25 protein-coding genes are annotated in these 25,060 nt (G+C 62.9%); 12 read left to right on the forward strand and 13 right to left on the reverse strand.

Features of this window, described 5'->3' with window-relative positions; all coding sequences use genetic code 11:
* Window positions 1-166 precede the first annotated feature (166 nt).
* Together CSE6_RS17615 and rpsU are read right to left on the reverse strand one after the other, a co-directional pair.
* Window positions 167-613 carry a GatB/YqeY domain-containing protein gene (locus CSE6_RS17615; protein WP_012839308.1) on the reverse strand — a complete coding sequence of 149 codons (447 nt, stop codon included), beginning with the start codon at window positions 611-613 and terminating at the stop codon, window positions 167-169.
* A gap of 164 nt (window positions 614-777) precedes the next feature.
* Window positions 778-990: a 30S ribosomal protein S21 gene (gene rpsU, locus CSE6_RS17620; protein WP_003052999.1), complete on the reverse strand. Its 213-nt coding sequence runs from the start codon at window positions 988-990 to the stop codon at window positions 778-780.
* A 500-nt stretch (window positions 991-1,490) separates the two neighbouring features.
* On the opposite strand from rpsU, the gene CSE6_RS17625 reads away from it, so the two are divergent.
* On the forward strand, window positions 1,491-2,540 hold the full coding sequence (locus CSE6_RS17625) for a BMP family protein (RefSeq protein ID WP_238585733.1): 1,050 nt from the start codon (window positions 1,491-1,493) through the stop codon (window positions 2,538-2,540).
* A gap of 88 nt (window positions 2,541-2,628) precedes the next feature.
* Here CSE6_RS17625 and CSE6_RS17630 read toward each other — a convergent pair whose 3' ends face one another.
* Window positions 2,629-3,903, reverse strand: a complete 1,275-nt coding sequence (locus CSE6_RS17630; RefSeq protein ID WP_059441118.1) for an NAD(P)/FAD-dependent oxidoreductase — start codon at window positions 3,901-3,903, stop codon at window positions 2,629-2,631.
* A 50-nt stretch (window positions 3,904-3,953) separates the two neighbouring features.
* Window positions 3,954-4,556 carry an SMI1/KNR4 family protein gene (locus CSE6_RS17635; protein ID WP_059441119.1) on the reverse strand — a complete coding sequence of 201 codons (603 nt, stop codon included), beginning with the start codon at window positions 4,554-4,556 and terminating at the stop codon, window positions 3,954-3,956.
* 125 nt (window positions 4,557-4,681) lie between these two features.
* Between CSE6_RS17635 and CSE6_RS17640 the strand changes: the two genes are divergently transcribed.
* Window positions 4,682-5,161, forward strand: a complete 480-nt coding sequence (locus tag CSE6_RS17640) for an acyl-CoA thioesterase (protein ID WP_003069412.1) — start codon at window positions 4,682-4,684, stop codon at window positions 5,159-5,161.
* 93 nt (window positions 5,162-5,254) lie between these two features.
* Here CSE6_RS17640 and cobA read toward each other — a convergent pair whose 3' ends face one another.
* The 3 genes from cobA to CSE6_RS17655 are packed head-to-tail and all read right to left on the reverse strand — an operon-like array spanning window position 5,255 to window position 8,090.
* Window positions 5,255-6,055, reverse strand: coding sequence for a uroporphyrinogen-III C-methyltransferase (gene cobA / locus CSE6_RS17645; protein ID WP_059441120.1), 801 nt, complete (start codon window positions 6,053-6,055; stop codon window positions 5,255-5,257).
* Window positions 6,056-6,064: 9 nt separating this feature from the next.
* A complete protein-coding gene (ybiB, locus tag CSE6_RS17650; protein WP_059441121.1) occupies window positions 6,065-7,084 on the reverse strand; it encodes a DNA-binding protein YbiB in 1,020 nt (339 codons plus the stop codon).
* Window positions 7,085-7,142: 58 nt separating this feature from the next.
* Window positions 7,143-8,090 carry a LysR substrate-binding domain-containing protein gene (locus CSE6_RS17655; protein WP_059441122.1) on the reverse strand — a complete coding sequence of 316 codons (948 nt, stop codon included), beginning with the start codon at window positions 8,088-8,090 and terminating at the stop codon, window positions 7,143-7,145.
* A 131-nt stretch (window positions 8,091-8,221) separates the two neighbouring features.
* On the opposite strand from CSE6_RS17655, the gene CSE6_RS17660 reads away from it, so the two are divergent.
* The 7 genes from CSE6_RS17660 to tsaD all read left to right on the forward strand — a co-directional run bounded on the left by CSE6_RS17660 (window position 8,222) and on the right by tsaD (window position 14,799).
* Window positions 8,222-9,271, forward strand: a complete 1,050-nt coding sequence (locus tag CSE6_RS17660; protein ID WP_238585734.1) for a zinc-binding dehydrogenase — start codon at window positions 8,222-8,224, stop codon at window positions 9,269-9,271.
* Window positions 9,268-9,987, forward strand: a complete 720-nt coding sequence (locus CSE6_RS17665) for a hypothetical protein (RefSeq protein WP_034409327.1) — start codon at window positions 9,268-9,270, stop codon at window positions 9,985-9,987. The genes CSE6_RS17660 and CSE6_RS17665 overlap by 4 nt, the downstream gene beginning before the upstream one ends.
* A gap of 50 nt (window positions 9,988-10,037) precedes the next feature.
* Window positions 10,038-11,006 carry a tripartite tricarboxylate transporter substrate binding protein gene (locus CSE6_RS17670; protein WP_052088957.1) on the forward strand — a complete coding sequence of 323 codons (969 nt, stop codon included), beginning with the start codon at window positions 10,038-10,040 and terminating at the stop codon, window positions 11,004-11,006.
* Window positions 11,007-11,140: 134 nt separating this feature from the next.
* A complete protein-coding gene (locus tag CSE6_RS17675; protein ID WP_034409321.1) occupies window positions 11,141-12,187 on the forward strand; it encodes a porin in 1,047 nt (348 codons plus the stop codon).
* 165 nt (window positions 12,188-12,352) lie between these two features.
* Window positions 12,353-13,063 (forward strand): DUF937 domain-containing protein, encoded by a 711-nt coding sequence (locus CSE6_RS17680; RefSeq protein WP_034389452.1) that lies wholly within the window; start codon window positions 12,353-12,355, stop codon window positions 13,061-13,063.
* Between the two features lie 153 nt (window positions 13,064-13,216).
* Entirely contained in the window at window positions 13,217-13,672 is a 456-nt protein-coding gene (locus CSE6_RS17685; protein ID WP_034352679.1) for a CBS domain-containing protein, read from the forward strand.
* 86 nt (window positions 13,673-13,758) lie between these two features.
* Window positions 13,759-14,799 carry a tRNA (adenosine(37)-N6)-threonylcarbamoyltransferase complex transferase subunit TsaD gene (tsaD, locus tag CSE6_RS17690; protein WP_034352676.1) on the forward strand — a complete coding sequence of 347 codons (1,041 nt, stop codon included), beginning with the start codon at window positions 13,759-13,761 and terminating at the stop codon, window positions 14,797-14,799.
* 55 nt (window positions 14,800-14,854) lie between these two features.
* Here the strand turns inward: tsaD and wrbA are convergent, their stop codons facing one another.
* Together wrbA and CSE6_RS17700 are read right to left on the reverse strand one after the other, a co-directional pair.
* Window positions 14,855-15,457, reverse strand: a complete 603-nt coding sequence (gene wrbA / locus CSE6_RS17695; protein WP_034380050.1) for an NAD(P)H:quinone oxidoreductase — start codon at window positions 15,455-15,457, stop codon at window positions 14,855-14,857.
* Between the two features lie 279 nt (window positions 15,458-15,736).
* Complete coding sequence (locus tag CSE6_RS17700) at window positions 15,737-16,120, reverse strand: Hsp20/alpha crystallin family protein (protein WP_034380047.1); 384 nt, start codon at window positions 16,118-16,120, stop codon at window positions 15,737-15,739.
* A 91-nt stretch (window positions 16,121-16,211) separates the two neighbouring features.
* Here CSE6_RS17700 and CSE6_RS17705 point away from each other — a divergent pair, with 91 nt between their 5' ends.
* The gene (locus tag CSE6_RS17705; RefSeq protein ID WP_034380045.1) at window positions 16,212-17,504 is read left to right on the forward strand and encodes a branched-chain amino acid ABC transporter substrate-binding protein; all 1,293 of its coding nucleotides are present in this window, start codon (window positions 16,212-16,214) and stop codon (window positions 17,502-17,504) included.
* Window positions 17,505-17,572: 68 nt separating this feature from the next.
* Here CSE6_RS17705 and mltB read toward each other — a convergent pair whose 3' ends face one another.
* From mltB to CSE6_RS17725, 4 genes are read right to left on the reverse strand one after another with little or no spacing between them, the layout of a single operon-like run.
* Entirely contained in the window at window positions 17,573-18,715 is a 1,143-nt protein-coding gene (gene mltB, locus CSE6_RS17710; protein ID WP_059441124.1) for a lytic murein transglycosylase B, read from the reverse strand.
* Window positions 18,712-20,820 (reverse strand): DUF3488 and transglutaminase-like domain-containing protein, encoded by a 2,109-nt coding sequence (locus CSE6_RS17715; RefSeq protein ID WP_059441125.1) that lies wholly within the window; start codon window positions 20,818-20,820, stop codon window positions 18,712-18,714. Before CSE6_RS17715 ends, mltB begins: the two co-directional genes overlap by 4 nt.
* Window positions 20,817-21,878: a DUF58 domain-containing protein gene (locus tag CSE6_RS17720; protein ID WP_059441126.1), complete on the reverse strand. Its 1,062-nt coding sequence runs from the start codon at window positions 21,876-21,878 to the stop codon at window positions 20,817-20,819. Before CSE6_RS17720 ends, CSE6_RS17715 begins: the two co-directional genes overlap by 4 nt.
* Before the next feature lie 34 nt (window positions 21,879-21,912).
* Window positions 21,913-22,833 carry a MoxR family ATPase gene (locus CSE6_RS17725; RefSeq protein WP_034380034.1) on the reverse strand — a complete coding sequence of 307 codons (921 nt, stop codon included), beginning with the start codon at window positions 22,831-22,833 and terminating at the stop codon, window positions 21,913-21,915.
* Between the two features lie 36 nt (window positions 22,834-22,869).
* Between CSE6_RS17725 and CSE6_RS17730 the strand changes: the two genes are divergently transcribed.
* Both CSE6_RS17730 and CSE6_RS17735 read left to right on the forward strand, forming a co-directional pair.
* Window positions 22,870-23,829: a histone deacetylase family protein gene (locus CSE6_RS17730; protein ID WP_059441127.1), complete on the forward strand. Its 960-nt coding sequence runs from the start codon at window positions 22,870-22,872 to the stop codon at window positions 23,827-23,829.
* Window positions 23,830-23,850: 21 nt separating this feature from the next.
* Entirely contained in the window at window positions 23,851-24,627 is a 777-nt protein-coding gene (locus CSE6_RS17735; RefSeq protein WP_059441128.1) for an enoyl-CoA hydratase, read from the forward strand.
* Window positions 24,628-25,060: the final 433 nt, after the last annotated feature.

The following is a 25,060-nucleotide window of genomic DNA, read 5'->3' on the forward strand; positions in this document are numbered from 1 at the left end:
GAATGTTTTTTACAATTTCATAGCTTGCTGCGCGCCATTAAGAGTTCTTAGATATAAAACAGTCTGAAAACATTGATGAAAGAGCTGATAAAGCTATCAATACTAATGGTTCAGTCACAAAAAAGGCGCCGTAAGGCGCCTTGATGAAGCAGCGCACAGGGCGCTCTCACTTGGTCAGCGCGGCCTTCACGGCAGCGGACACCAGGCCCATATCGGCCTTGCCGGCCAGCTGGGCCTTGACGGCGCCCATCACCTTGCCCATGTCGCCGGGGCCGGAGGCACCCAGTTCGGCCACGATGGCCTGCACGGCTGCGGTGATCTCGGCTTCTCCCATGCGTTCGGGCAGATAGACCTTGAGCACTTCCATTTCGGCCTTTTCCACATCGGCCAGATCGGCGCGGTTGGCGGCTTCGAAGGCGGCGATGGAGTCCTTGCGCTGCTTGATCAGCTTGTCGACGATGGCGATGACGGCTGCGTCGTCGAGCTCGATGCGCTCGTCCACTTCCTTTTGCTTCATCGCGGCCTGCAGCAGGCGGATGGTGCCCAGGCGCGCGCTGTCCTTGGCACGCATGGCGGTCTTCATGTCTTCGGTAATCTGGGCTTTCAGGCTCATGGCTTTCTCCTTGGGGTGGGCGAACGGACGCTGACTGTCCATGCGCTGGGAGGTCACTGCGCAGCCGGGCAGGCTTGGCAGTGGCCAGAAAACAAAAAACCCGCGCCTGGCGTCCCGAGCGCGGGTTTGCGGCTGTTTTAAGGCCGACTGGTCCTAATCAACGATTAGTACAGCTTCTTAGGCAGTTGCATGCTGCGAACGCGCTTGTAGTGACGCTTCACGGCAGCAGCCTTCTTGCGCTTGCGCTCGGCTGTGGGCTTTTCGTAGAACTCGCGAGCACGCAGATCGGTCAGCAGACCCAGCTTTTCGATGGTGCGCTTGAAGCGGCGCAGGGCAACTTCATAGGGCTCGTTTTCTTTGACGCGGATGGTAGTCATTTAATTTCCAGATATATCTGTGCTGACAGAGGGTTCTCGGGAAGATCGGGCCTGAGAGCCGTGAACAGCGGTTTCCCCGCCACTTTTTAACTAGTATGGCCGACGGGGTAATGCCAGCAAAGTCGAGCATTATAGACCAAGACTTGGGCTGCGTCTTGAATGGGGTGTGAAGCAATTCGGCATCGGTCGCGCGTACATGGTTTTGCGGCAGCAGGCAGGGCGTTGTCGCAGACCAGATTCAGGCACCGCCATTGTGCCTTTTGGACTATCGGCGCGTTCAAGTCGCGTGTATTGCGGAGCGAGGCCGGATGCGCAATGCAAGAGCACGGTGCTGCCCAGGAGCCAGGACAGCCGAGCCCGGCGCTGGGGTTTCTTGGGAGTATCGTGTGCACGGAAATTGCATACAGTTTGAGGACTTTATTTCGTGACCGAGGTCAAGGAATAAGTGGGTTTCGTGCCTGTGCGCGTCGCTGTTTTTCTGTGTTCAAGGAGCTTCCATCTTGTCCAGCGCTTCTCATTTCTCATTTATTTCGCGTCGCCAATGGATGGCTTCGGCCGTAGCCGTGCCGGGCTTGCTGGCATTGACGGCCTGTGCCGGCAGGGCCGGAGTTTCCGGGCCTGCCGCATCCGGCGGTTCCCTGGTGGTGGGCGGTCTGTTTGCGGGCTCGCGCAGCGACAAGGGCTTTATGGAGGCCGGCTGGCGCGGCCTGGAAAAAGCACGCCAGGAGCTGGGCGTGCAGACCCGCTTTCTCGACGGCATGGCGCCCAGAAAGGAGTTGCTGGTGCCGGCTCTTGCACAGCTTGCGGAGCAGGGTGCGCAACTGGTGATTGCCCATGGCGGGCAGAACAATCAGGCCGCAGCCGAAGTCGCAGCGCGCTTTCCCAGAACCCAGTTCGTCGTGACCCAGGGCGCGGTACAGGGAGGCAATCTCTGCAGCTATGACGTGCTGCAGGAAGAGTCGGCCTATCTGGCGGGCGTGCTGGCGGCGCTGACCACCAAAACCGGTGTGGTCGGCCATATGTCGGGCATTCGCGTGCCCCCGGGGCTCAAGGGGCGTGCTGCCTATGCGGCCGGTGTGCGCGATACCGACCCCAGGGTCAAGCTGCTGACGAACTTCTCGGGCGATCAGGACGACAACGCTTTGTCGCACCGCATTGCCAAGGCCCAGATGGCTGCCGGTGCCGATGTGATCTTCACCATGCTCAACTCCGGCCGCGATGGCGTGACTCAGGCCTGCCGCGAAGCGGGCACGCGCCAGATTGGCAATGTGATCGACTGGACCACGGTGGACCCGCAGGTGTTCGTCGCTTCCGCCTGGGCCGATGTGGGCATTGGCGCGTTCTTGGCCGTCAAGGACATGCAGGAGCGCGGTGCGCCCGGCCCGGGTATTCGCAAGATTGGCCTGAGCGATCCGGCGGCCGTACGCCTGACAATGGGCCAGGGCGTGGCCGCCGCTGTGCGCGAGCGCGTGGCCAAGGCGTCGGCTGCCATCGCCTCGGGGCAGCTCAAGGTTCCCGAACACTATGAAGGCAAGGAGTTTTCTGCCTGATCGGGTGGTGCGCCGAAGGCGCTGGCAGCAAAAAAGGATGGCTCAACCATCCTTTTTTCATGGCGGCAGGCGCTTCGGTTCCAGTCGCTCAAACCATGACTGACTGCTTTTCCGCCATGGCCTGGGCGCAGGCGGCGGCACTGGCCCAGGCCCACTGGAAGTTGTAGCCGCCCAGCCAGCCGGTGATGTCTACCACCTCGCCGATAAAGTACAGGCCCGGCCGGGTCTTGCATTCCATGGTTTGCTGGGACAGCACCTTGGTGTCCACGCCGCCCAGCGTGACCTCGGCTTTTTTATACCCCTCGGTGCCCGTGGGGGTGATCTCCCAGCGCGACAGCTGCTCGGCCAGTCTGGCCAGGGCCTTGTCGCCGGCCTCGTTGATGGGGCGCTGCAGCTCGGGCATGCGGCCGACCCAGGCATCGGCCAGGCGCGCGGGCAGGTGGGCGGCCAGCTCGTTGGCCACCAGCTTGCGCGAGTGGAGCTTGGCTTGGGCCAGCACCTCGGCCAGATCCACGCCAGGCAGCAGATTGATCTGCAGCGGGGTGCCGGGCTTCCAGTAGCTGGAGATCTGCAACACGGCGGGACCCGAGAGGCCGCGGTGGGTGAACAGCAAATCCTCGTGGAAGCTCATGCGCTCCTTTTTGCTGCCGGTGCTGATTTCCACAGGCAGGGCCAGACCGGCCAGGCCCGCGTAGGGTTGCCAGCCTTCGCCGTCGAAGGTCATGGGCACTAGGCCGGGCGTGCGCTCGATCAGCGGCAGATCGAACTGCTGGGCCAGGCGGTAGCCGAAGTCGGTGGCGCCTATCTTGGGAATGCTCAGGCCGCCGGTGGCAATGACCAGATTGGCGGCCTGTACCAGGCCACGATCGGTTTCAATCTGATAGCTGAAATCGCTTTCTGTGTCTTGGTTTGACGGCGAAAGCACTACTTTCTTGACCTGGCAAGGCTGCCAGCGCTGCACGCCGCCCGCGCTGCACTCGGCCAGCAGCATGGCGATGATGTCCTCGGCCGAATGGTCGGCAAACAACTGGCCCTTGTGCTTTTCGTGGTGGGCAATGCCGTGTCTGTCCATCAACGTGATGAAGTCGGCAGGCGTGAAGCGCGAGAGGGCCGAGCGGCAGAACTGAGGGTTCTGCCCCACAAAATGCTTGTGCGGCGCACGCACGTCCAGATCTCGGTTGGTGAAGTTGCAGCGCCCGCCGCCCGAGATGCGGATCTTCTCGGCCACCTTGGGCGCATGATCGATCAGCAGCACTTTCAGGCCCTGCTGGCCGGCCTGGGCCGCGCAGAACAGGCCGGCGGCACCGGCGCCGATGATGATGGCGTCAAAAATCTGGAAGGGGACCTGTGAAGAGGAGGACACGGCGGGCAGGGCGATGGAGCAAGAACAAGGCCGCGATTGTCCCAGATGCCTCAGATTTTGGGCTCGTCCACTACAAAGCCCCAGAAACCGTCGTCGCAGTGAATGCAGCAGGCCGTAAAGTGATTCAGGTCACTGGCGTGAAACCAGATTAGGCCCAGCTTGGAGTCGCACAGTGCATCGGCCTGATCGGCGAGGCTGAGTGCCGCAATATGCTCCAGCTCCATATCGCCGAAGAATTCCTGCAGATCGCTGGCGCCCAGAAAAAGGTCGTGGTCCAGACTGCCGATCTTTCCCTTGTGCCGACCGTGCAGAACTTCCACAAATGGGTTGCCACCCTGGTCGTGGCCAATGGCTACAAACCAGCGGGCCAGCAGAAATTCGGACTGCACGGTTTTCAGGTCTTCCTGATGCAGTTGCGCGCCAAAGCTGAAGAGGTCGGCAAAGTTGGCGTGGCTTTCGCTGGCAATCTCGGTGCTGTCATGAAGATAGCTGGCGTGGTCTGAGGCCTGTTCCAGCGCATACATGGAAAAGCCGTTCTGTGTGATCAGAAACTGCGCATAAGCATCTGAGAAGCCAATGTGCGCCTGCAGCGCTGCAACTTCCTGTGCGCTGGCGGCAGGCTGGCCGAAGGGGTTGGGAAATAGAACTTGCAAGACGCACTCCTGAGACTTACAGCACGGTGTAAGTCGGTACTTGTTTATATCTGCAGCCCATTGTCCCATTGGGGTATGCGCAAGGGTTCAGCGTGCGTCCCGGATCACTTCTAGAATCGCGCCCCATGAATACACCATCCCACCAGCTGAGCATGACCGTGCTCATGTCGCCTGACATGGCCAACTTCTCCGGCAATGTGCACGGGGGCGCCATCTTGAAATTGCTGGACCAGGTTGCCTATGCCTGCGCCAGCCGCTATGCGGGCCGCTATGTCGTTACGCTGAGCGTGGATCAGGTGATGTTTCTGCAGCCTATCCACGTAGGTGAGCTGGTGACTTTTCTGGCCAGCGTGAACCACACCGGCAAATCCTCCATGGAAATCGGCATCAAGGTGATTGCCGAGGAGATTCGCAGCCAGGTGGTGCGCCACGTGAACAGCTGCTTCTTCACCATGGTGGCCGTGGACGATGACAAAAAGCCTGCCCCTGTGCCTCCGCTGCAGCTCGAAACCGACGAGGAAAAGCGCCGCTGGGACGCCGCCATCATCCGCAAGGAACTGCGCAAGGAGCTGGCCGAGCGCTTTGCCGAGACTCGTACTCCCTGAGTCGCATCGCCGCTTCTGCGTGGACGTAGTCTCGCAGCGAGGCGGCGCTTGCCGCTCGCCCGGCTTGCAGGACAGCCCGGGGATGATCCTGGATCAGGCTGCCGCTGATTGCGGCAAGGCTTGGGGCTGGTTCTGCCAGGCGGCAATGCCCTGGACCACATCGCCGACGACGATGATGCTGGGGCTGCCCAACTGGTGGTCGGCAATGCTTTGCGGCAAATCCTTCAGAAAGGTCAGCGCATGGCGCTGCTGCGGCAGGCTGGCATGCTGGATCACGGCCACGGGCGTGCTGCCGGGCAGGCCGCTGAGCAGCTCGCTGCTGATGCGCTCGACGCTGCTCACTCCCATATAGATCACCAGCGTCAGCTTGGCCGCATGGGCCGTGGCGGCGATCTGGCGCCAGTCGGGGCCGCTGTCGCCGGGCTTGGCATGGCCGGTCATGAAAAGCACGCCGTGCGCGCGGTCGCGGTGGGTCAGCGGGGCGCCCAGGTTGGTCAGGCCCGCGAGACCGGAGGTGATGCCGTTGATGACATCCACCTCGATACCGGCCTGACGCAGATGTTCGACCTCTTCGCCGCCACGGCCAAAGATGAAGGGGTCGCCGCCCTTGAGGCGCACCACGCGTTCGCCGTCCTGCACGGCCGCAATCATGAGCTTTTCGATAAAGGCCTGGGGAGTGCTCTTGCAGCCGCCGCGCTTGCCCACATAGACCACGCGGGCCGAGGGCGAGGCGTGGCTCATCACACCATCGCTGACCAGATCGTCGACAAACAGCACGCTGGCTGCGGCAATGGCCTTGGCGGCCTTGATGGTCAGCAGCTCGGGGTCGCCGGGGCCGGCACCCACCAGGGTGCACGAGCCGCGCTGATTGGGGTTGTGGGAAATGGCAGTCATTGTGGGGTCTCAGTCGGGGCTGCGGCAGTCGGGGCTGCGGTTATAGGCTTGCAGTGCGGCGCGGCTGGCGGCAGCGTCGGCATCGGTGACCTGCATGGCCTGGTGCAGGGCTTGTATTTGTTCCAATTGTTGCGCGATCGGCGCCGGCACAGGCAACTGGCCGTTCAGAATGTCCAGCGTCAGCCGGGCTGTCTGCTCGGCATTCAGATCTTGTTCCGGGGCACTGCTCTCGGTGCCGGATGCGAGCTGGCTGCTGTGCAGGGAAGAGCGCTCAAAGCAGATTTCTCCGGCAATCACACCCGTGCTCACGGGTTCGCGGTGAGGGGCGGCCACGGCCTCGCCTTCCGTGCCGCGCACCAGCAGCGCACTGGTCGCACGCAGGGCCAGGGTCTGGAGCATGGGCTGGGCATAGGCCGGGTGGGTATAGCTGGCCAGCACCAGCCCGGACTGCGCGGTGCTGCTGCCATGGATAGGGTCCAGCAGTTTGACGATGCTGTGCGAGGGGTTGCGCAGGCCCATCTGGCGGCGAATCTGCAGCAGCCGATCCAGCGGCGCCAGCAGGTGACGGGTCTGCATCCAGACCTTGTCGCCAGGCTCCAGAGCGATGGGCCGCTCGATGGCCGTCCAGCCCAGTTGCCGCCATACCTCGGCCGTGCCCAGGCGCTTGTCCTCGGTATGGCTGCCGTGTACCAGCACCGGCAGTCCTTTCTGCGCCAGCAGACCCGCCAGCAGCGGTGTGAGGTTGGCCAGCTTGCGCGAGCCGTTGTAGCTGGGGATGACCACCACGGGCCGGGCCTTATGGGCCTGCGGCCACACGGGCAGACGTTGCTGGGTCGCGTCGAGAAAGCCTGCCAGCTCTTCGGCGCTTTCGCCCTTGAAGCGCATGGCAATGCAAAAGCCGCCGAGCTCCAGATCGCTGACCTTGCCGTCCAGCACCTGCCCCATCAGATCGCAGGCTTGGACCCGCGAAAGAGAGCGCGCGCCCTTGGTGCCGCGACCGATTTCCTTGATGTAGTGGCTGATGCTCATGATTAACGTAATTGTCGCTATAAAAACCATGAGTTGTCAGACGATTTGGTTATATAAATCAAACCGGCTGTGCTCGAGACTCCGTCGCTCCCTGTTGCGCCAGCTGTGCAGCCAGGGCCTGCAGCTGGGATTGCGCGAGCTGGGCGACAAGGTCCAGCATCGGGTTGCTCTTGAGCGCATCGGCAGACGCCAGGACGGCGAGCCGGCTGACCTGGCGCGAAGCCCGAAGCGGCCGGAACACGATCTGCTCGCGGTGGAACATCGCGAAGGATGCCGGCACGATGGCCACGCCCAGACCGCAGGCCACGAGCGCCAGCACATTCACCAACTGACCGGCTTCGTGGCGTATCAGCGGAGTGAAGCCGGCCTCGGCGCACAGCGCGACCGTGCGGTCGAAGTAGTCGGTGTCCTGATAGCGGGTGAAGCCCACAAAGGGCTGATGCACGGCTGCTTGAAGATCCAGCATTCCACTGCCTCCGGCCAGAGGGTGGGAGGCTGGAACAGCCAGGCAATAGGGGTCGTCAATGCTGGCCAGCTCAAGCTCGTCGGCCTCCTTGTGGCCGGGGCGGGCAAAGCCGAGTTCCAGCTCGCCCTGGCGCAAGGCCCGCTGCTGCTGGGACGAGATCATTTCACGGGCTTCGATCTGCACCTCCCAGCCGTCCTGTGCCAAAGCCTGCAGCAGGCCGGGCAGCAGGGACTGCATGGCCGAGGGCACCAGCCCCAGACGCAGTACGGTCTGGCTGCTGCGCTCGCGTTCACGCGCGCGCAAGGGGGCTTGCTCGGCACGCGCCAAGATGACGCGCGCATCTTCCAGCAGCGACTCGCCCGCAGCGGTGAGCTGCATGCCGCGCGGCAGGCGCGTGAAGAGCTGTGTGCCGACCTCATCCTCGAGTTGCTTGAGCTGCTGTGACAGCGGCGGCTGGGCGATGAATAGCTTGCGGGCCGCCCTGCTGACGTTGCCCTGCTCGGCAACCGCCACGAAATAGCGCAGATGTCTCAGTTCCATGCCTGAATAAATCCATATTTAGAAAGTATGAGTTTTATATTAAATCAGTGTTGGACATATGAATGAAGGGCGGCAACACTGCCGATCCTGTTCGTTCTGAGATGCATGTTCACGCATGCATTGCCTCTCTCATGCAAGCCTTGCAAAAAACCGAGTCCGCCAAGGGACTGAAGCTCAACGAGGTCGACATGCCGTCGCCTGCCGCAGGTGAGGTGCTGCTGCGGGTTCATTCCACCGGTGTCTGTGGTACGGATCTGCATATCGATGCCTGGACGGCGAGCTATCACTTTTTGCAGGCCGCGCTGCCGGTGACCATGGGTCACGAGTTCAGCGGCGAGATCGCGGCCAGAGGCGAGGGGGCCGAGCACCTGCCCCTGGGCCAGTTGGTGGCCGTGCGGCCTTCGGTCACCTGCGGCAGATGCCCCAGTTGCAGTGCCGGCGACTTCGATGCCTGCACCACCCGCCGCGGCATCGGTGTCATGCGCCATGGGGGCTTTGCCGAGTATGTGGCCGTGCCCCTGCGCAATTGCGTGCCGATTCCACACGGCGTGGACCCCGAGGTTGCCGCATTGGCCGAGCCGCTGTCGGTGAGCTTCGAAGCCGTGCGCACGGGCAATGTCCAGCCCGGCGATCGCGTGCTGATCCTGGGGCCCGGCAATATCGGCCAGGGCATTGCGCTGTTTGCGCGTGCCGCGGGGGCGGCCCAGGTGGTGGTGGCCGGCCATGGCGATGCCGCACGGCTGGATGTCCTGCGCTCCATGGGGTTCGAGGATTTGCTGGACTTCGAGGGGCAGGACATCGACGAAGCCCTTGCCGCGTACACGCAACAAGCTCTCTTTGATGTGGTGATCGAAGCCACCGGGGCGGCTGCCGTGCTGGCGCCGGCCCTGCGAGCGCTCAAGACCCATGGCGTGCTGGTGATCGCCGGCATTCATTCCGCTCCCGTGCCGCTGGATCTGACGGCCCTGGTGCGACGTCATCAGCAGCTGCGCGGCTCCTATCGCACGCCCGAGCGCTGCTGGCTGGAGGTTGTTGAATTCATGCAGACCCATCAAGATCAACTGCGCCTCATGATCACCCATCGCGTGCCGCTTGCGCAGGCCGGGCAGGGTTTTGACCTGGCGCGCGCGCGGCTGGCGAGCAAGGTGCTGATTCAGCCCGGCGCGGGTTCTGCATCATGAGCAGCGCCTTTCTGGCCTTGTGGAACGACATCGACCGGCCCGAGGCTCGCGCAGAATACGAGGCTTGGCATGCCCTCGAGCATGTTCCCGAGCGCGTGGGCTTGCCAGGCTTTGTCTACGGCCATCGCTATGTCGGCGCCTGTGGATACTTCACGCTCTACGGTCTGGAGTCTCTGGCAGCCCTGGACTCGGCCGAGTATGCGGATGTGATCGCCAATCCCACGCCCTGGTCGGCACGCATGCGGCCGCGCCTGAGTGCTTTCATGCGCAGGCCCTGCCTATTGCAGGTCCAGGCTGGAGCATCCAGCGGTGCGGCGTTGACGACGCTCAAGGCCGTCACCACCGATGCGCAGGCCTGGGCCGCGCAGGCAGCCCGCTGGGCGGAGCAGGCGGTGCGGCAAGGGCGTCTGCTGCGTGTCACGGCGGGCGTGGTGCCTGTGGAGCGTTGCTTGCACTACCCCGTTGGCGGGGAGCGCATTGTCGAGCAGGCCCAGGGGGAAGTCACGGTGGTCATGCTGGCCGAGCATCTGGATGGACCGGCATGCGCCCAAGGCAGCCAATGGTGGGCCGACCGAATGCAGGCGCATCACCTTGAAAAGCCGCAGCAGCGGGACTTTGTCCTGCAAACCCGGGTGTACCGTTCGCAGCTTGCCCTGCCCGCCAGCGGACGCCTGCCACCGATGATGGAACTGATGGCTGGATACGCCGATTGTTGATCCGAGACTGAGACCGAGATTCTGGAGACATGAAGATGACAAAAAAATCGATGCCCGTGCGCCGGGCTGCCCTGCTGCTGTGCGCCGCTGTCTGCCTGCCCTTGGTGGCTCAGGCCCAGGGCAAGGCTGACTGGCCCACCCGCCCCATACGTTTGATCGTCGGCTATGCCAGCGGCTCTTCGCCCGATGTGCAGGCCCGATTGCTGGCCGAGCCCCTGACCAAGGCCCTGGGGCAGCCTGTGGTGGTGGAGAACAAAGGGGGCGCCAGCGGCAATATCGGCGCCGACGCCGTGGCCAAGGCCGGCGACGGCCACACCATAGGCGTGATCGGCAACGGCCCGTTGACCAGCTCCAAGTTTCTCTACAGCAAGCTGCCCTACGATCCGATCAAGGATCTCGCACCGCTGGCCATGATCGGCTCGGCCCCTCTGGTGCTGGTGGCTCCCAAGTCCATGGCTGCGAATGCGGGCGCCTATTTCAAGGCGCTCAAGACCGGGACCCAGGGCAACTACGGCTCGGTGGGCACGGGGTCCGGCGGCCACTTGGGCGTGGAGCTGATCAAGGAAGCCATGGGCCTGAATCTGCAGCATGTGCCCTATAACGGCGGTCCTGCCGTGGTCAACGCCTTGATGGGCGATCAGGTGCAGATGGCCTTGCTGCCGGCCTCCACCGTCATGCCCCTGGTCCAGTCCGGCAAGCTGGCCGCCCTGGCCGTGAGTTCCAGCAAGCGCAGCCCGCTCGCGCCCGGCGTCCCGGCCATGCCCGAGATTGGTGCCGGCAATGTGGACATCGAAGTCTGGAATGCGGTCATGGCACCGGCCTCCATGCCTGCAGAGCATCGCGCCAAGCTGGCCGCGGCCTTGGAAAAGATTCTTCATGCTCCCGATATCCGCAGCAAGCTGCTTGCCCAGGGCTGGCGCATCGACGATACCAGCGCCGCCTCGCTGGCCAGGCGCATCGAAAACGATGCACGCATCTACGGCAGCCTGATCACGCAAAAGAACATCCGCCTCGAATGAGCGCGGCCGGCGCCATCTGAGGCGTCGGACTCCCACACGGTGTCCCCGCAACTGCGGCGGATGCTGCTGTCAGCGGCTCGATAGCGGTAGGACTCTGCCGCGAGCCCCATCCATTATTAAAAAAGAGAGACTTCATGACATCCTTGCAATCGGGAGGCTTGGCCGTGGCCGCTGCCTTCATCTCCACATGCTCGCTGGCTCAGGCCCAGACCGCAGCGCCCGCCACATCCCAGCTCACGCTGTACGGTGTGGTGGACATGGCCGCCGAGTCGGTGTCCACCGGCGCGGGTCGCACCCTGCGCGCGGAAAGCGGTGTCCTGGCGGGCTCGCGCTGGGGTGTTCGCGGGACTGAGGATCTGGGCGGTGGCCTGCGTGCGCTGTACGTGATGGAGGCCGGACTGAATGCCGATACCGGCGAGCGCGGTCAAGGAGGGCTGGCCTTCGGTCGGCAGATCTTTGTCGGCATGGGCGGCGACTGGGGTCAGCTGACGGTAGGTCGCCACTACACCACGTTTCATACCTCGCTGGCTTCCTATGCTCTGACGGGCCTGATCTGGGGCAACGCCGCCAACTATTTCCGTGACGGCACGGTGCTGCGCGCCGACAACTCGCTGCGCTTTCAGTCGGCTTCCATGGCGGGACTGGTGGTGCGGGGCATGTACTCGTTCGGTGAGAACGCCGGCACCAGTGTGGGGCGCCAGTTCGGCGGCTCGCTGGACTACACGCGCGGTCCCTGGAGCTTGGGGGCCTCGCTGTGGGAGCGTCGCACCACGGCCCAGAACACCGACCGCTATCGCTTGCTGGGCGGCTCCTATGACTTCAAGGTGGCCAGGGCGGCCTTGCTGCTTTCCACCCGCGAAGATGATCTACCGGATGCAGCCAGCAAGCGCGGACGCTTCTTTGAAGCCAGCATGACCATACCGGTCAGCACGGCAGGGCAGGTGCTGCTGTCCTATGGGCAGTTCCAGGGGCGTGCGCGTGCGAACAGCGATGCCCGTGCCCTGAGCGTGCGCTACGACCATGCGCTGTCCAAGCGCACCAAGCTGTATGCGGGTGTCTCCGCAATCCGCAACGAGGCCGACGCAGCGTTCACCATCAACAGCGCCAGCAATGCCGGACCTTCGGTTCCCAAGGGCAGCAGGCCACGCTCGCTGCTGGTGGGCATCTCGCACTCCTTCTGAGACAAGCCGTCACCGGACGCTGCGGCCTGCAGGAGGCCCTGTCCAGGGCGCGGGCCGCCTCAATGGTCTATAGCCCGGGAGGGGCTTGCGTAGTGAATGAACATTGATCACATTTCGGGACACAGGGCGCGCGTACCATGTGCGCTGTTTTTGAGGAGTGTTGAAATGACCGCTAACGCATCTTTGACCGACGAACTCATGGGCCAGCTGCAGGGCGCTCCCATGCAGGGTCTGGCCCAGCAGCTGGGCATCGACTCTGTGCAGGCCGAGCAGGCCGTGGGTGTGGCGCTGCCCATGCTGTTTGGTGCGCTGGGCCAGAACACGGCCCAGCCTCAGGGAGCTGCCGATCTGTTCGGTGCGCTGCAGCGCGATCACAGCAGTGCCAATGGAGCGATGGATATGGGAGGGCTGTTGGGCGGGCTCGGTGGCCTGCTGGGCGCAGCGGGCGGTGGCGCCGGTGCGGCTGGCGGCCTGGGTGGGCTGGGCAGCATTCTGGGCTCGGTGCTGGGAGGCGGCTCCGGTGCCGGTAACTCGCAGCTGGATGCAGGTGCCATCCTGGGCAATATCTTTGGCGGTCAGCAGCAGCAGGCCGAGTCCCGGCTGGGTCAGGCCACGGGCCTGGGTGGCAATGCAGGTCAGTTGCTGGCCCTGCTGGCTCCGCTGGTGATGTCTTTTCTGGCCAATCGGGTCCAGACGCAGGGCATGGGGGCCGGCGACCTGGGCAATGCCCTGGATCAGGAGCGTGGCCAGATCCAGTCGCAAGGCGGTGCGGCAGGAGGCATCCTTGGCAGCCTGCTCGATCAGAATGGCGACGGCAAGCTTGATGCCGGAGATCTGTTCAAGCTGGGCGCGGGACTGCTGGGCGGTCGGCGCTGAGCCCGGATTGAGTGACAGTATCAAGGCAGCTTTGGCTGCCTTTTTTGTTTTTGTATACGGGCATAGCCTGATTGCCGCAATGCAGCAGGATTCTCACACTGGTCATGTCGTCATGCGTTTTGCATGACAGGCCGATCCAGAAAGGAGAACCAGATGACGACCGTCGCCGAAATTCTGCGCACCAAGGGCAACAGCACTATCTACAGCGTTTCTCCCTCCGACACCATGCTGGCTGCACTGCAGCTCATGGCGGAAAAAAGCATTGGCGCACTGCTGGTGCTGGAAGGTGGCGAGATCGCGGGCATCGTGACCGAGCGCGACTACGCGCGCAAGATCGCTTTGCAAGGGCGAAGCTCGGCCAGCACGCGCGTGGACGAGGTCATGACGCGCAAGGTGCATTGCGTGCTGCCGCGCCAGACCAGCGAGGAGTGCATGTCACTGATGACCAGCAATCGCATGCGCCATCTACCCGTGATCAACGAGACCCGCGAGCTGCAGGGGCTGATTTCGATTGGTGACATCGTCAAGGAAATCATCTCGGCCCAGCAGTTCACGATTCATCAGCTGGAACACTATATTTCCGGGACCCCCAATGTGAATCAACCGTAGGATGCTATGAATTGAATAGCGAAGGCGGGCAGGGCTAATGCCCGCCTTTTCTGCATCTGGAGGGCGCAAGTCCTACACTTGCGGCCATGAGTTTGCTGATCCTGGGAATCGAATCCTCTTGTGATGAAACCGGTGTGGCCCTGGTGCGCACGCCGGACGGTCAAGGTGTGCCCACCTTGCTGAGTCATGCGCTGCACAGCCAGATTGAAATGCACCGCGCCTATGGCGGCGTGGTGCCCGAGCTTGCCAGCCGTGACCATATTCGCCGTGTGCTGCCGCTGACCGAGAAGGTGTTGGCCGAATCCGGAGAGCAGCTCGAAAACGTCGATGTGATTGCCTTTACGCGCGGACCCGGTCTTGCCGGGGCTTTGCTGGTCGGCTCCGGTGCAGCCTGTGCCATGGCAGCCGCGCTGGACAAGCCTGTGCTGGGCGTGCACCACCTCGAAGGCCATCTGCTCTCGCCTTTCCTGAGTGCCGACCCACCGGAGTTCCCGTTTGTGGCCCTGCTGGTCTCGGGGGGGCACACCCAGCTCATGCGTGTGGACGGCGTGGGCGAATACGAAATCCTCGGTGAAACCATCGACGATGCTGCGGGCGAGGCTTTCGACAAATCGGCCAAGCTCATGGGCTTGCCCTATCCGGGCGGTCCCGTGCTCTCGAAGCTGGCGGAGGGCGGCGATCCTCAGGCCTTCAAGCTGCCTCGCCCTTTGCTGCATTCGGGTGACCTGGACTTTTCGTTTGCCGGCCTCAAGACGGCTGTGCTGACCCAGGCCAAGAAGCTGGGTGAAGAGCTGGAAGCGCGCAAGGCCGATCTGGCCGCCAGCACGCAGGCCGCGATTGTGGATGTGCTGGTCAAGAAAACCATGGCTGCACTCAAGCAGACCGGCATGAAGCGGGTGGTGGTGGCGGGAGGTGTGGGTGCCAACAAGCAGCTGCGCGAACAGCTCAATGAAGCCTGCGCCAAGCACAAGATCCGCGTGCATTACCCCGAGCTGCATCTGTGTACCGACAACGGCGCCATGATTGCCATGGCTGCCGCCATGCGGATACAGGCGGGACGCGAGCAGGCCCTGCATGAATACGCGTTTGATGTGAAGCCGCGCTGGCCGCTGGATTCGCTCAGGTGAGTCCGTACAGCAAAAAAGCAGCCCAGGTGGCTGCTTTTTTCATGGTTGCCTGCGTTTATCCGGCCAGCTTTACGGCCAGTTTCGCTACGTTCTGGCCCTGGTAGCGGGCAATGCTCAGCTCGTCGGGATGAGGCTGGCGCGAACCATCGGCACCCGCAATCGTCGAGGCACCATAAGGCGAGTTGCCGCCCTTGACCGCGCTCAGATTGGTCTGTTCGGGCAGCGGATAGCCCAGCGGCACGATGATCATGCCGTGATGGGCCAGTGTCGCCCAGGTGGTAGTGGCCGTCATTTCCTGGCCGCCGCCGGTGCCGGTCGAGGTGAAGACACTGCCGATCTTGTTGATCAAGGCCCCCTTGACCCAGAGACCGCCGGTCTGGTCGAGAAAACTGCGCATCTGGCCCGGCATATTGCCAAAGCGCGTGGGCACGCCAAACAGGATGGCGTCGTAGCCGGCCAGCTCGGCGGGGCTGGCGACCTCTGCGGCCTGATTGGCCTTGCCGCCTGCGTTCTTGAAGACATCCTCGGGCATGGTTTCGGGCACGCGCTTGACGGTGACCTCGGCACCGCTGACGCTGCGGGCGCCTTCGGCCACGGCCTGAGCCATGGTTTCGATATGTCCGTACATGGAGTAGTAGAGAACCAGCACTTTCGCCATGGGTGAATTCCTCAAGCGGGGGTTGGAAAGCGGTGCAGCAATGGCGCACCCGGCTGAACCCACAGTGTAGGAATTCAAGATGGCGGCGCGACACGCACCGGCAGTCTGCGCCTGTAGGCCAAAGCGCCGAATCAGCTCAACTCCCGGAATCGGCCATGGCATTGGCATGAAAAAAGCCCGCAACGCCAAGGCAGTGCGGGCTTTGTGCTTTCCGGCCGACCTCTTGCTAAGAGGAGATGGAAGAAAGGATGAGGCTGGCCGGTCGGCGTAAAACAGCGCTTATTCGATGCTCAGCGTCACGGCCTTGCTCTGGGGCTCGAGCTTGGCCAGGGTCAGCGTCAGCACTCCATGCTCGAGCTTGGCCTTGCTGTTGGCAGCATCGATTTCATGGCCCAGATCCCAGGTGTATCTGACCTGGCGGGCAGCGCCTTCCACGCTTTCGAGCTTGACGACAGAGCCTTCCAGCGAGAGTTTGAGTTGCTCGCGTGCCAGGCCTGGCACATCCAGGGTCAGGGTCGTGAATTGGTCGTCGCGGCTGACTTGAACCTGGCGTTGTACGGGGCTTGCAGCGCCCAGGGTTTCCTGCAGAAAACGTTGCAGGGCCAAGTCGGCGGCGCGAGGGGATACAAAGGTATTACGGCTCATCACAGGGGCGAAGAACATGGTGTTTAACTCCTTTAAACTGCGCGGCTTGCGTTGTTGCCGCTTGATTCATAGGTAGGTGGTGGCAAGCGCATTTCAAGAGGTTTTTTTGATGAATAAATTGCGTCGTGATGTCTTGAAATACCTGCAGTTGCCACTACTATGCGCGCCGTTCGGCATTGCTGGCGCTGCTGTGGCTGCAGCCAATGCCAAGCTTGCGCAACCCATCAGGCTGGCACTGGTGGAGAGTCTTTCGGGCCCGTTTGCAAACACGGGCGAGGCCGTGTTCCGCAATCTGCTGTGGGCGACCGAGCGGGTGAACGCGCGCGGCGGTGTGAGCCTGGCCGACGGTCCGCATGAGCTGGTGATAGAGCGCTATGACAGCAAGGGCCAGAACGAAGAGGCGCTGTCGGCGCTGCGCGCGGCCATAGACAGCGGTGCGCGCATCATCATGCAGGGCAACTCGTCGGCCACAGCGGCGGCGCTTCTCGACGCCATCGACAAGCACAACAGCCGAGACCCTTCGCGCCGTGTGCTGTATCTGAACTATTCGGCCGTGGACCCGGCGCTGACCAACGAGCGCTGCAGCTTCTGGCATTTCCGCTTCGATGCCCATGCCGATATGCGCATGGCTGCGCTGATGGAGGTGATCAAGGACGACAAGGCCGTACACAGTGCCTATCTGATCGGGCAGGACTACAGCTTTGGCCAGGCCGTGCTGCGCGAGGCAAGGCGCCAGCTTGGCGTGCAACGGCCCGATGTGCGCATCGTGGGCGACGAGTTGCACCCCGTGGGCCGCGTCAAGGACTTTGCGCCCTATGCGGTCAAGATCAAGCAAAGCGGTGCCCAGGCCGTGATCACCGGCAACTGGGGCAATGATCTGATGCTGCTCGTCAAGGCTGCGCGCGAGGCAGGCTATGAAGGGCGTTTCTACACCTTCTACGGCAATGCACTGGGCGCTCCGGCGGCCTTGGGTGATGCCGGTGTGGGCAAGGTGCTGGCAGTGGCCGACTGGCTGCCCAATGTGCCCACGGCCGAGAGCCGCGCCTTCTACCAGTCCTTCCGTCAGCGCTTTCCCAGGCCGCAGGACGACTATGTGCATATGCGCATGCAGCTCATGATCGAGGCTCTTGCGCAGAGCCTCGAAAAAGCCGGCAGCACGGACACCGTCGCCGTGGCCCACGCCATGGAGCATGCCAGGGTCCAGATGGCGGGCCGCTCGGGCAGCATGCGGGCGGCAGACCACCAGTTTCAGCAATCGCTGGTGGTTGGCATGATGGAAAAAAGAGGCAGCGCAGGCGTGGACTTCGATGTGGAAGGCTCGGGCTACGGCTTCAAGGTAGTGCGCGAGATTGCTGCGGCCAGGGCAGAGATGCCTGGTCAGTGCCAGATGAAGCGCTTTTGAGTGGCCGGAGAACTATCGAATCAATAGCTGCCAGCGCTTGTTGGAAATGCGCTGCAGCTCGAATGAATCTAGTTGCGTGTGGCAGAGGCGGTCTGGCTGGCCAGATAGGCTTCATGTACCTCGCGCCCCAGCTCTATCACCGACAGCGCATAGAACGCCGACCAGTTGTAGCGCGTGATGGCGTAGAAGTTCTCGGTACCCGCGATGTACTCCGTGGGGCCGGAGCTGCCGTTTTTCAGCTCGATCAGTGCCAGCGGACGCTCATAGTTGTCGGCGCCCAGCACACGTACTTCACGTTCTGCCATCTGCGCGGCAGTGAATGTGGGGTTGATATCGGGTGCGAGCAGGATTGCCAGATTCTCACCCTGGGCGCGTATGTCCACGGTAAAGGCTGTGGGCAGGCCTGGCTTCCAGCCATGGCCGACGAAGTAGTTGGCGACCGAGCCGATGGCGTCGGTGGCGCTGTTGAACAGGTCTATGCGACCATCACCGTCAAAGTCGACCGCGTACTTGTCCCAGCTGGTGGGCATGAACTGACCCAGGCCCATGGCGCCGGCATAGCTGCCGCGTAGCTCAAACGGGTCACTGCCCGTGCGGCTGGCCGTGACCAGCACCTGCTCGAGCTCGCCACGGAAGTAGTCGGTGCGGGCCTGGGCGCGAGGGTGGGATTGCGGAAAGTCCAGTGCCAGCGTGGCCAGGGCATCCATCACGCGAAAGTTGCCCATGTTGCGGCCGTAAATGGTTTCCACGCCGATGATGCCGACAATGATCTCTGCGGGCACGCCGAACTGCTGCTCGGCACGCGCGAGCGCCTGGTGGTTGGCCTGCCAGAACTTCACGCCGGCGCGTATGCGCACGGGGTCGATAAAGCGGCTGCGGTATACCGTCCAGTTCTTCACAAAGGTCTTGCCGGCTGGCGTCATCAGGCGTGTGACTACGGGCAGGTTGCGCGCTTCGCTCAGCTGCGCACGCACCCAGTCGACAGGCAGATCGCGGCGGACTGCGATTTCTTCGGCCAGTTGCATGGCGTCGCCCCGACCGGCATAGGCCACGGCCGTGGCGGCTGCAGCCGTGGCTACGGCTGCCGGTGCTGCCTTGCGGACGGCTTTTTTGGCCGGTGCGGCGATGACGCTGGCGGTCAGCAGGCACAGGGCCAGAGTACTCAGTGTTTTAGCTTTGAGGTGCTTGCTGTTATTGAGGGTGATGCTCATGTTTTATTTCTTGAGGGATAGGGCCAGCGTTGCTTCCGGATGGACAGCCAGCGTCGGCGCAAGGACTTCAATTCGGTGACTTCGGTATTGGAGGATGGCGCATAGCGTAGCCTTTCCATGTCCAGCAGCCAGTCGGATACGGCCGTAGCCAGGGGTGCGGATGCAGATTCCTTGGCCCAGCTCTCCTGCACGCGGCGCGACAGGCTGCGCGCGGAGTCGCTGGCACCGCTCGCTATGCCTGCGCGCTGCAGCCGCAGTCTGGCAGCGTGCATGAGCTGGCTCCAGCCGTCGCGTTGCGGACGTGTGGCGCGGGCCCAGATCAGCCACAGCAGCGCCAGAGCGCTCAAGCTGCCCGCCAGCAGGCGCAGCAGATCCGTCCAGCTTGGCGATTCGAAGCCCAGGCTCTGCAGCAGATTGAGCTGACGGCTTTGCGTGTAGTTGATTACCCACTGGTTCCAGCGGTTGTTGACGGCCTCCCAGACGGCGCGCAGCTTCTCCAGCGTGCCGGTATCGACGAAGTTGCCAACGGCGCTGGCAAAGGCACCGGGGGGAGGGCTCAGGCGCTGGAACTGGCCGACCCGGCTGGGTGCGACAGCGCCCGTGGGATCCACGCGGACCCAGCCCCGGCCGGCAATCCAGACCTCGGTCCAGGCATGGGCATCGCTGTTGCGCACGGTCCAGTAATTGTCCACGCTGTTGCGGTCGCCGCCCTGGTAGCCGGTCACGATGCGCGCGGGCACTCCCATGCTGCGCATGAGCACGGCAAAGGCTGAGGCGATGTGCTCGCAAAAGCCTTGCTTGCTGTCAAACCAGAAGTCATCGGCGGTGTGGTCGCTGTCGACCACGCCGGGCTCCAGTGTGTAGGTGTAGCCGCCGGTTTTCAGGCGCTGCAGGGCGGAGGCGATCAGCCTGTCCGTATCCGCGCCGGCGCCCGGCTGGGCGCGCAATTCGGCCTGCAAATGTTCGCCCAAAGCCTGTGTGCGTGGGTTGCTGCCGGCTGGCAGCTGCAGATAGCGCTTGAGCTCTGGAGTAAGCTGCAGCGGCCCATGACTGAAGTCGAGATGGCTTTGGGCATCGACACGCAGCACATCGGTAATCGGGCGCCAGCTCAGCCACTGGAGGCTGGAGCTCATGCGAAGCCTGCCTACCGAGGCGCCCGGCGGAATCTGCGGTTCGGTCTTGGCGGCATCCAGCAGGGTCAGCCAGCGACGCTTGCTCGGCTCGATCAGCATCTGGTAGTGAATGGGTTCACCGCTCACGCGCAACTGAGGCATGGCCATGGCGTCGAGCACAGGGTCGGCCTGCCAACGGCGGCCATCGAACTGGCTGAGAACCGGGCCGCGAAAGTACAGGGCGTTGGCCGGCGGCTCTTTGCCCTCGGGGGTATCGAAACGGATGCGCAGGGCCACGCTGTCGTCCATGGCCAACGAGGCGACCTCGCCCACGCGCATGCTTTCGGACAGGCCCGAACGCCCGGCCATATCATCGGATGGCACGCCCCATAGCGGTGTCATGCGCGGAAAAAACAGAAACAGCGACACCATCACGGGCGCTCCCCAGAGCGCGAGCCAGCCTGCAGTGCGCAGAGCCTGTGTCAATGGAGGCTTGCCGGCCGTCATATGGGCGTTGACCAGGGCTGTGAGCAGGCCCATCAGCCCGAGCACCATGGCCATGGCTGTGGGCAGGGACTGCGAATAGAAAAAGTTGCTGAGCAGTACAAAAAAACCCAGAAAGAACACCACCATGGCATCGCGACGCGCGCGCAGCTCCAGTGTCTTGAGCGCCAGCAGCATGACGACCAGGGTCACGCCAGCATCGCGGCCCACAATCGTTTTGTGCGTGGCCCAGGTCGCTCCAATGGCGATGGTCAGTACGCCCGCCAGCACCCAGCGGCTGGGCAGGGGGGCGCTGGTCAGTGCCAGGCGTGCGCGCCACAGCAACAGGACTGAGGCAAAGGCGCTGGTCCACCAAGGTGTGTGCTGAACCTGAGGCAGCATGATCCAGGCGATGACGGCGAGCAGAAACAGCGTGTCCCGTGCATCGCGCGGCAGGGCAGTCAGGCGCTGCAGCCAGCTGCTGCCGGCGGAAGAGGCGGTTGCTTTCATGGACAGGCGGCCAATGCTTCGAGGCAGCGCGTGGTGTGCTGTACACCGCTGGCCGGCGCGATTTCCTGGCCTCCGGGCAGGCGCAGGCCCCAGGTACGGCCTTGCTGCTGAGCCATCAGCACCCAGGCGGCAAGGCGCGACAACCGCGCCTCATGGTCGGCCAGGCCGGTATGGCGCGCATCGAGCCAGAGACGGTGATGGTGGGCCATGGGCCGGTCGCGGCTGACCAGTTGGTGGCTGCCTGCGGCAAAGGACTGAGCCGCTTTCTTCCATACCACCAGCTTGAGCGGGTCGCCAGTCTGATAGCTGCGCACGCCATCGAATTCATCACCGCTGCGTACCTGGGCGCTGCTGCGGCCGCCGGCTTCGGGGCTGGCGGCTGGCAGCGGCGGGGCATGGGTTTCAGGTGCGGGATAGACCCAGACCAGGGTTTGGGGCCGCCACAGAGCCCAGACGCGAAATGCGCCCAGCGGGTAGCGCGTGAGTATGGAGATGGCGGGCAGCTCCTGCCGGCCGCGACGTGTGGGCATGAAGCTCAGCTGCACGGCGGTGCTGCCCTGCTCGGGAATGTCGACCCAGGTCCAGGCATCAGAGTGATCGGTGTTGTGCCGGGTCTTGTGCAATGCGAGGCCTATGCCCCAGCGACGCGAGCGGCGGGCATTGTGCAGGCTGATATGCATGGGGCAGGGCGCATGGGCAAAGCAGCCGCCCGACGCGTTGCCTTGAGTACCTGCGCCGCTGAGGCTCAACTGCAGACCGCGCAAATTGCCATGGCCCACAACCATGCTGGCGGCCGCACTGCCTGCCAGCAGGAACGTGAGCAGGTAGCCCAGGTTGAGTTGGTAGTTGATGGCAGCAATCAACAGCACGATCAGCGTGGCCAGCATGGCCCAGCCCGCGCGCGAGGGCAGGATGTAGACATTGCCCTGGGTCAGCGTGAGCTGGTCGCTGCGCGGCAGACGTGCAAACATCCACTCGCGCACCCTGGCGCGGGGCGAGAGCCGCTGGAAGATATTGGAAGTCTCTGGCTGCTCGCCCTTTGATGCCGAGCGCTTCATGCTATGAAATTCATGACGAAATACATCGGCAGCATCAAGATAGCGGTACGGCTTGCATCATGGCGCGCACCTGCTCCACGGCACCACGGCCTGCATGGCCCACGGGAACCAGACGGTGGGCAATCACCTGGGGCAGTATGGCTTGCACATCGTCGGGCGCCACATAGTCGCGGCCTTCCATCAGCGCGATGGTCTTGGCCGCACGTAGCAGCGCGATGCCTGCGCGTGGTGACAGGCCCTGGGCAAACCACTGGCCGTTGCGTGTGGCGGCAATCAGATCCTGCACATAGTCGAGCAGGGCGTCGCTGGCATGCACGGCCAGAGCAGCAGCCTGCAGTTGCTGCAGCTGCTGCTGGGAGATGACGGGCAGCAGTGCATCGGCAGCGGCGCGCCGGCCATTGCCCGCGAGCAGCTTGCGCTCGGAATCGCGCGAGGGATAGCCCAGGCTGATGCGCATGAGAAAACGGTCCAGCTGGCTTTCGGGCAACGGGAAGGTTCCCAGCTGCTCCAGAGGGTTCTGGGTGGCAATCACAAAGAAGGGGGCGGGCAGGCTGTGGGTCTTGCCTTCGGTCGTGACCTGGCGCTCCTCCATGGCTTCGAGCAGCGCACTCTGGGTCTTGGGGCTGGCACGGTTGATTTCGTCGGCCAGCAATACCTGAGCAAACACCGGCCCGGGATGGAACACAAAAGCCTCTTGTCCGCGATCGTAGATGGAGACCCCCGTGAGGTCGCTGGGCATGAGGTCGGCAGTGAACTGCACACGAGAGAACTGCAGGCCGAAACTGCGTGCCAGCGCATGGGCCAGGGTGGTCTTGCCTACACCAGGAACGTCTTCGATCAGCAGGTGACCGCCTGCTAGCAAACAGGCGACACCGTCTCTGACCTGATCCGGCTTGCCCTCCATCACCGTGTTAAGCTGACTCAAAAGCGCATTAATTGTGTTCTGTGCATGCATGGCAGAAACATATCCTAAATAAGCGATAGCGGAGACATGACTGTGGGCAAGACAGGTTATTTCACCCACCGGGATTGCTGGTTGCATGAGATGGGGCCGGGCCACCCTGAATGCCCGGCGCGGCTGGACGCGATAGAGGACAGGCTGCTGGTCAGCGGCGTGGGCGATGCGCTGGAGCGCTGCAATGTGCCGCTGGCATCATTGGCCGAGATCGAGCTGGCGCATGACCCCATGCATATTGCCGCCCTGCAGGGCCTGACCGACCGGCTGGAGCAGGAGCTGGCAGCTGGCGGGCCCGAGCACAGGCAGCTCGACACAGATACCTCCATCAACCGCCACACCTTCAAGGCCGCACTGCGTGCTGCAGGGGCCACACTGGCTGCTACCGATGCCGTGCTGGCCGGTGAACTGGAAAATGCCTTTTGCAGCGTGCGCCCGCCTGGTCACCATGCCACGCGCAACCAGTCCATGGGTTTTTGCTTTTTCAACAATGTGGCCGTGGGCGTCAAGTATGCGCTGGAGCGCCACCATCTCAAGCGCGTGGCCGTGATCGACTTTGATGTACATCACGGCAACGGCACGGAAGACATCCTGGCCGGTGATCCGCGCGTGCTGATGTGCGGCATCTTCCAGCATCCCTTCTACCCGTTCAGCGGCGACAAGGACCCGGCCTCCAATATGCTCAACGTGCCCGTGGCCGCTTACACAAAGGGCATGGACATTCGAGAGATCATCGAGATGATGTGGATTCCGCGCCTCGAAGCATTCAAGCCCGAGATGATCTTCATCAGTGCCGGCTTTGATGCGCATCGCGAAGACGATATGGGCCAGCTCGGCATGACGGAAAACGACTTTGCCTGGATCACCACTCGCATCAAGGACATCGCACGGCGTTTTTCCAAGGGTCGCATTGTTTCCTGCCTCGAAGGCGGTTACGTAATGGACCCGCTGGCGCGCAGCGTGGAAGCACATCTGCGCGTATTGGCCGATATCTAGTCCGAAAGCAGGGTGACAGCAATGAGCGATTCCTTGGTACAACTGAGTCAGGACGAGCGCGGCGTGGCACGCATCACGTTGAGCGACGCGCAGCGTTTCAATGCCTTGAGCAGTGAAATGCTCATGGCCCTGCAGTCGGCGCTGGATGCCGTGGCCAAGGACGAGCAGGCGCGTGTGGTGGTGCTGGCCGCCCAAGGCAAGGCCTTTTGCGCCGGGCATAACCTCAAGGACATGGCGGCCCATACGGAGCTGGCTTACTACCAGCAACTGTTTGCCCAGTGCAGCCGCATGATGCTCTCGATTCAGAAGCTGCCTGTTCCCGTCATTGCAAGAGTACAGGGTATCGCAACGGCAGCAGGTTGCCAGTTGGTGGCGCAGTGTGATCTGGCCGTGGCCAGCAGCGAGGCTCGCTTTGCCACCAGCGGCATTCAATACGGCTTGTTCTGCTCCACGCCCAGCGTGCCCCTGGTGCGCAACATGCCGATCAAACAGTCCATGGAAATGCTGCTGACGGGTGAGTTCATCGATGCGCAGACGGCTCTGCACTACGGTCTGCTCAATCGCGTGGTCGAGCCGGAGGGACTCGATGCCGGGGTGGAAGAGCTGGTGTCTGCCATCGTGAGCAAGCCCAGGGTGGCCATCGGAATGGGCAAGGAGCTGGTCTATCGCCAGCGTGAAATGGGCCTGGAGTCGGCTTATCAGCTGGCGGGTCAGACCATGGCTACCAATATGCTGGATGCCGACGCGCAGGAAGGTGCTCAGGCTTTCGCGCAAAAGCGCCGGCCTCGCTGGCGCTAAACCCTGGATTTGCGCTCCCCGGCCTTCGTTGTTGGGCAGGCTGAGCTGCGTGGATGGCGTCGTTCACAGCGCGGAGTCTTGTGTTTTCGGCCCGTCCATTTGAACGACGAGGCCGCTTTCTGGCAGTGTTACCGTGAGGCCTATCTGGATGCAGGCATGGCACTGATGGACTCAATTCCTAGGTTTTACCCTGATTTGACCCATCTGAGACCCATGATTTCGCAAGGCTTGTGCATAAAATTGAACGGTCGTTCTTTTTTATGCCGTTCCACCTGCGAAGGCTGCTGCACAGATCTCCGGGCAGATTGTCTGGAAAATTGTGCAGAGAGTGTTGCGGTGCCGCATAAAATGAATCCAGTTTACGTAAACGTCAATGCAGTAATCATTAAGGAGCCGCAGCAATGAAGGTATTGGTCCCTGTCAAGCGCGTGGT

It is taken from the genome of Comamonas sp. E6, from assembly GCF_001010305.1.
Lineage (GTDB): Bacteria > Pseudomonadota > Gammaproteobacteria > Burkholderiales > Burkholderiaceae_C > Comamonas > Comamonas thiooxydans.

What these genes read in the sequence shown, in the direction of transcription:
- ybiB (WP_059441121.1), bottom strand. Translation starts at nt 7,084, where the DNA reads ATGAGCATCAGCCACTACATCAAGGAAATCGGTCGCGGCACCAAGGGC.
- mltB (WP_059441124.1), bottom strand. Translation starts at nt 18,715, where the DNA reads ATGAGCATCACCCTCAATAACAGCAAGCACCTCAAAGCTAAAACACTG.
- CSE6_RS17680 (WP_034389452.1), top strand. Translation starts at nt 12,353, where the DNA reads ATGACCGCTAACGCATCTTTGACCGACGAACTCATGGGCCAGCTGCAG.
- wrbA (WP_034380050.1), bottom strand. Translation starts at nt 15,457, where the DNA reads ATGGCGAAAGTGCTGGTTCTCTACTACTCCATGTACGGACATATCGAA.
- rpsU (WP_003052999.1), bottom strand. Translation starts at nt 990, where the DNA reads ATGACTACCATCCGCGTCAAAGAAAACGAGCCCTATGAAGTTGCCCTG.
- cobA (WP_059441120.1), bottom strand. Translation starts at nt 6,055, where the DNA reads ATGACTGCCATTTCCCACAACCCCAATCAGCGCGGCTCGTGCACCCTG.
- CSE6_RS17685 (WP_034352679.1), top strand. Translation starts at nt 13,217, where the DNA reads ATGACGACCGTCGCCGAAATTCTGCGCACCAAGGGCAACAGCACTATC.
- CSE6_RS17675 (WP_034409321.1), top strand. Translation starts at nt 11,141, where the DNA reads ATGACATCCTTGCAATCGGGAGGCTTGGCCGTGGCCGCTGCCTTCATC.
- CSE6_RS17725 (WP_034380034.1), bottom strand. Translation starts at nt 22,833, where the DNA reads ATGCATGCACAGAACACAATTAATGCGCTTTTGAGTCAGCTTAACACG.
- CSE6_RS17715 (WP_059441125.1), bottom strand. Translation starts at nt 20,820, where the DNA reads ATGAAAGCAACCGCCTCTTCCGCCGGCAGCAGCTGGCTGCAGCGCCTG.
- CSE6_RS17615 (WP_012839308.1), bottom strand. Translation starts at nt 613, where the DNA reads ATGAGCCTGAAAGCCCAGATTACCGAAGACATGAAGACCGCCATGCGT.
- CSE6_RS17730 (WP_059441127.1), top strand. Translation starts at nt 22,870, where the DNA reads ATGACTGTGGGCAAGACAGGTTATTTCACCCACCGGGATTGCTGGTTG.
- CSE6_RS17705 (WP_034380045.1), top strand. Translation starts at nt 16,212, where the DNA reads ATGAATAAATTGCGTCGTGATGTCTTGAAATACCTGCAGTTGCCACTA.
- CSE6_RS17720 (WP_059441126.1), bottom strand. Translation starts at nt 21,878, where the DNA reads ATGAAGCGCTCGGCATCAAAGGGCGAGCAGCCAGAGACTTCCAATATC.
- CSE6_RS17665 (WP_034409327.1), top strand. Translation starts at nt 9,268, where the DNA reads ATGAGCAGCGCCTTTCTGGCCTTGTGGAACGACATCGACCGGCCCGAG.
- CSE6_RS17670 (WP_052088957.1), top strand. Translation starts at nt 10,038, where the DNA reads ATGCCCGTGCGCCGGGCTGCCCTGCTGCTGTGCGCCGCTGTCTGCCTG.
- CSE6_RS17735 (WP_059441128.1), top strand. Translation starts at nt 23,851, where the DNA reads ATGAGCGATTCCTTGGTACAACTGAGTCAGGACGAGCGCGGCGTGGCA.
- CSE6_RS17660 (WP_238585734.1), top strand. Translation starts at nt 8,222, where the DNA reads ATGCAAGCCTTGCAAAAAACCGAGTCCGCCAAGGGACTGAAGCTCAAC.
- CSE6_RS17700 (WP_034380047.1), bottom strand. Translation starts at nt 16,120, where the DNA reads ATGTTCTTCGCCCCTGTGATGAGCCGTAATACCTTTGTATCCCCTCGC.
- CSE6_RS17655 (WP_059441122.1), bottom strand. Translation starts at nt 8,090, where the DNA reads ATGGAACTGAGACATCTGCGCTATTTCGTGGCGGTTGCCGAGCAGGGC.
- tsaD (WP_034352676.1), top strand. Translation starts at nt 13,759, where the DNA reads ATGAGTTTGCTGATCCTGGGAATCGAATCCTCTTGTGATGAAACCGGT.
- CSE6_RS17640 (WP_003069412.1), top strand. Translation starts at nt 4,682, where the DNA reads ATGAATACACCATCCCACCAGCTGAGCATGACCGTGCTCATGTCGCCT.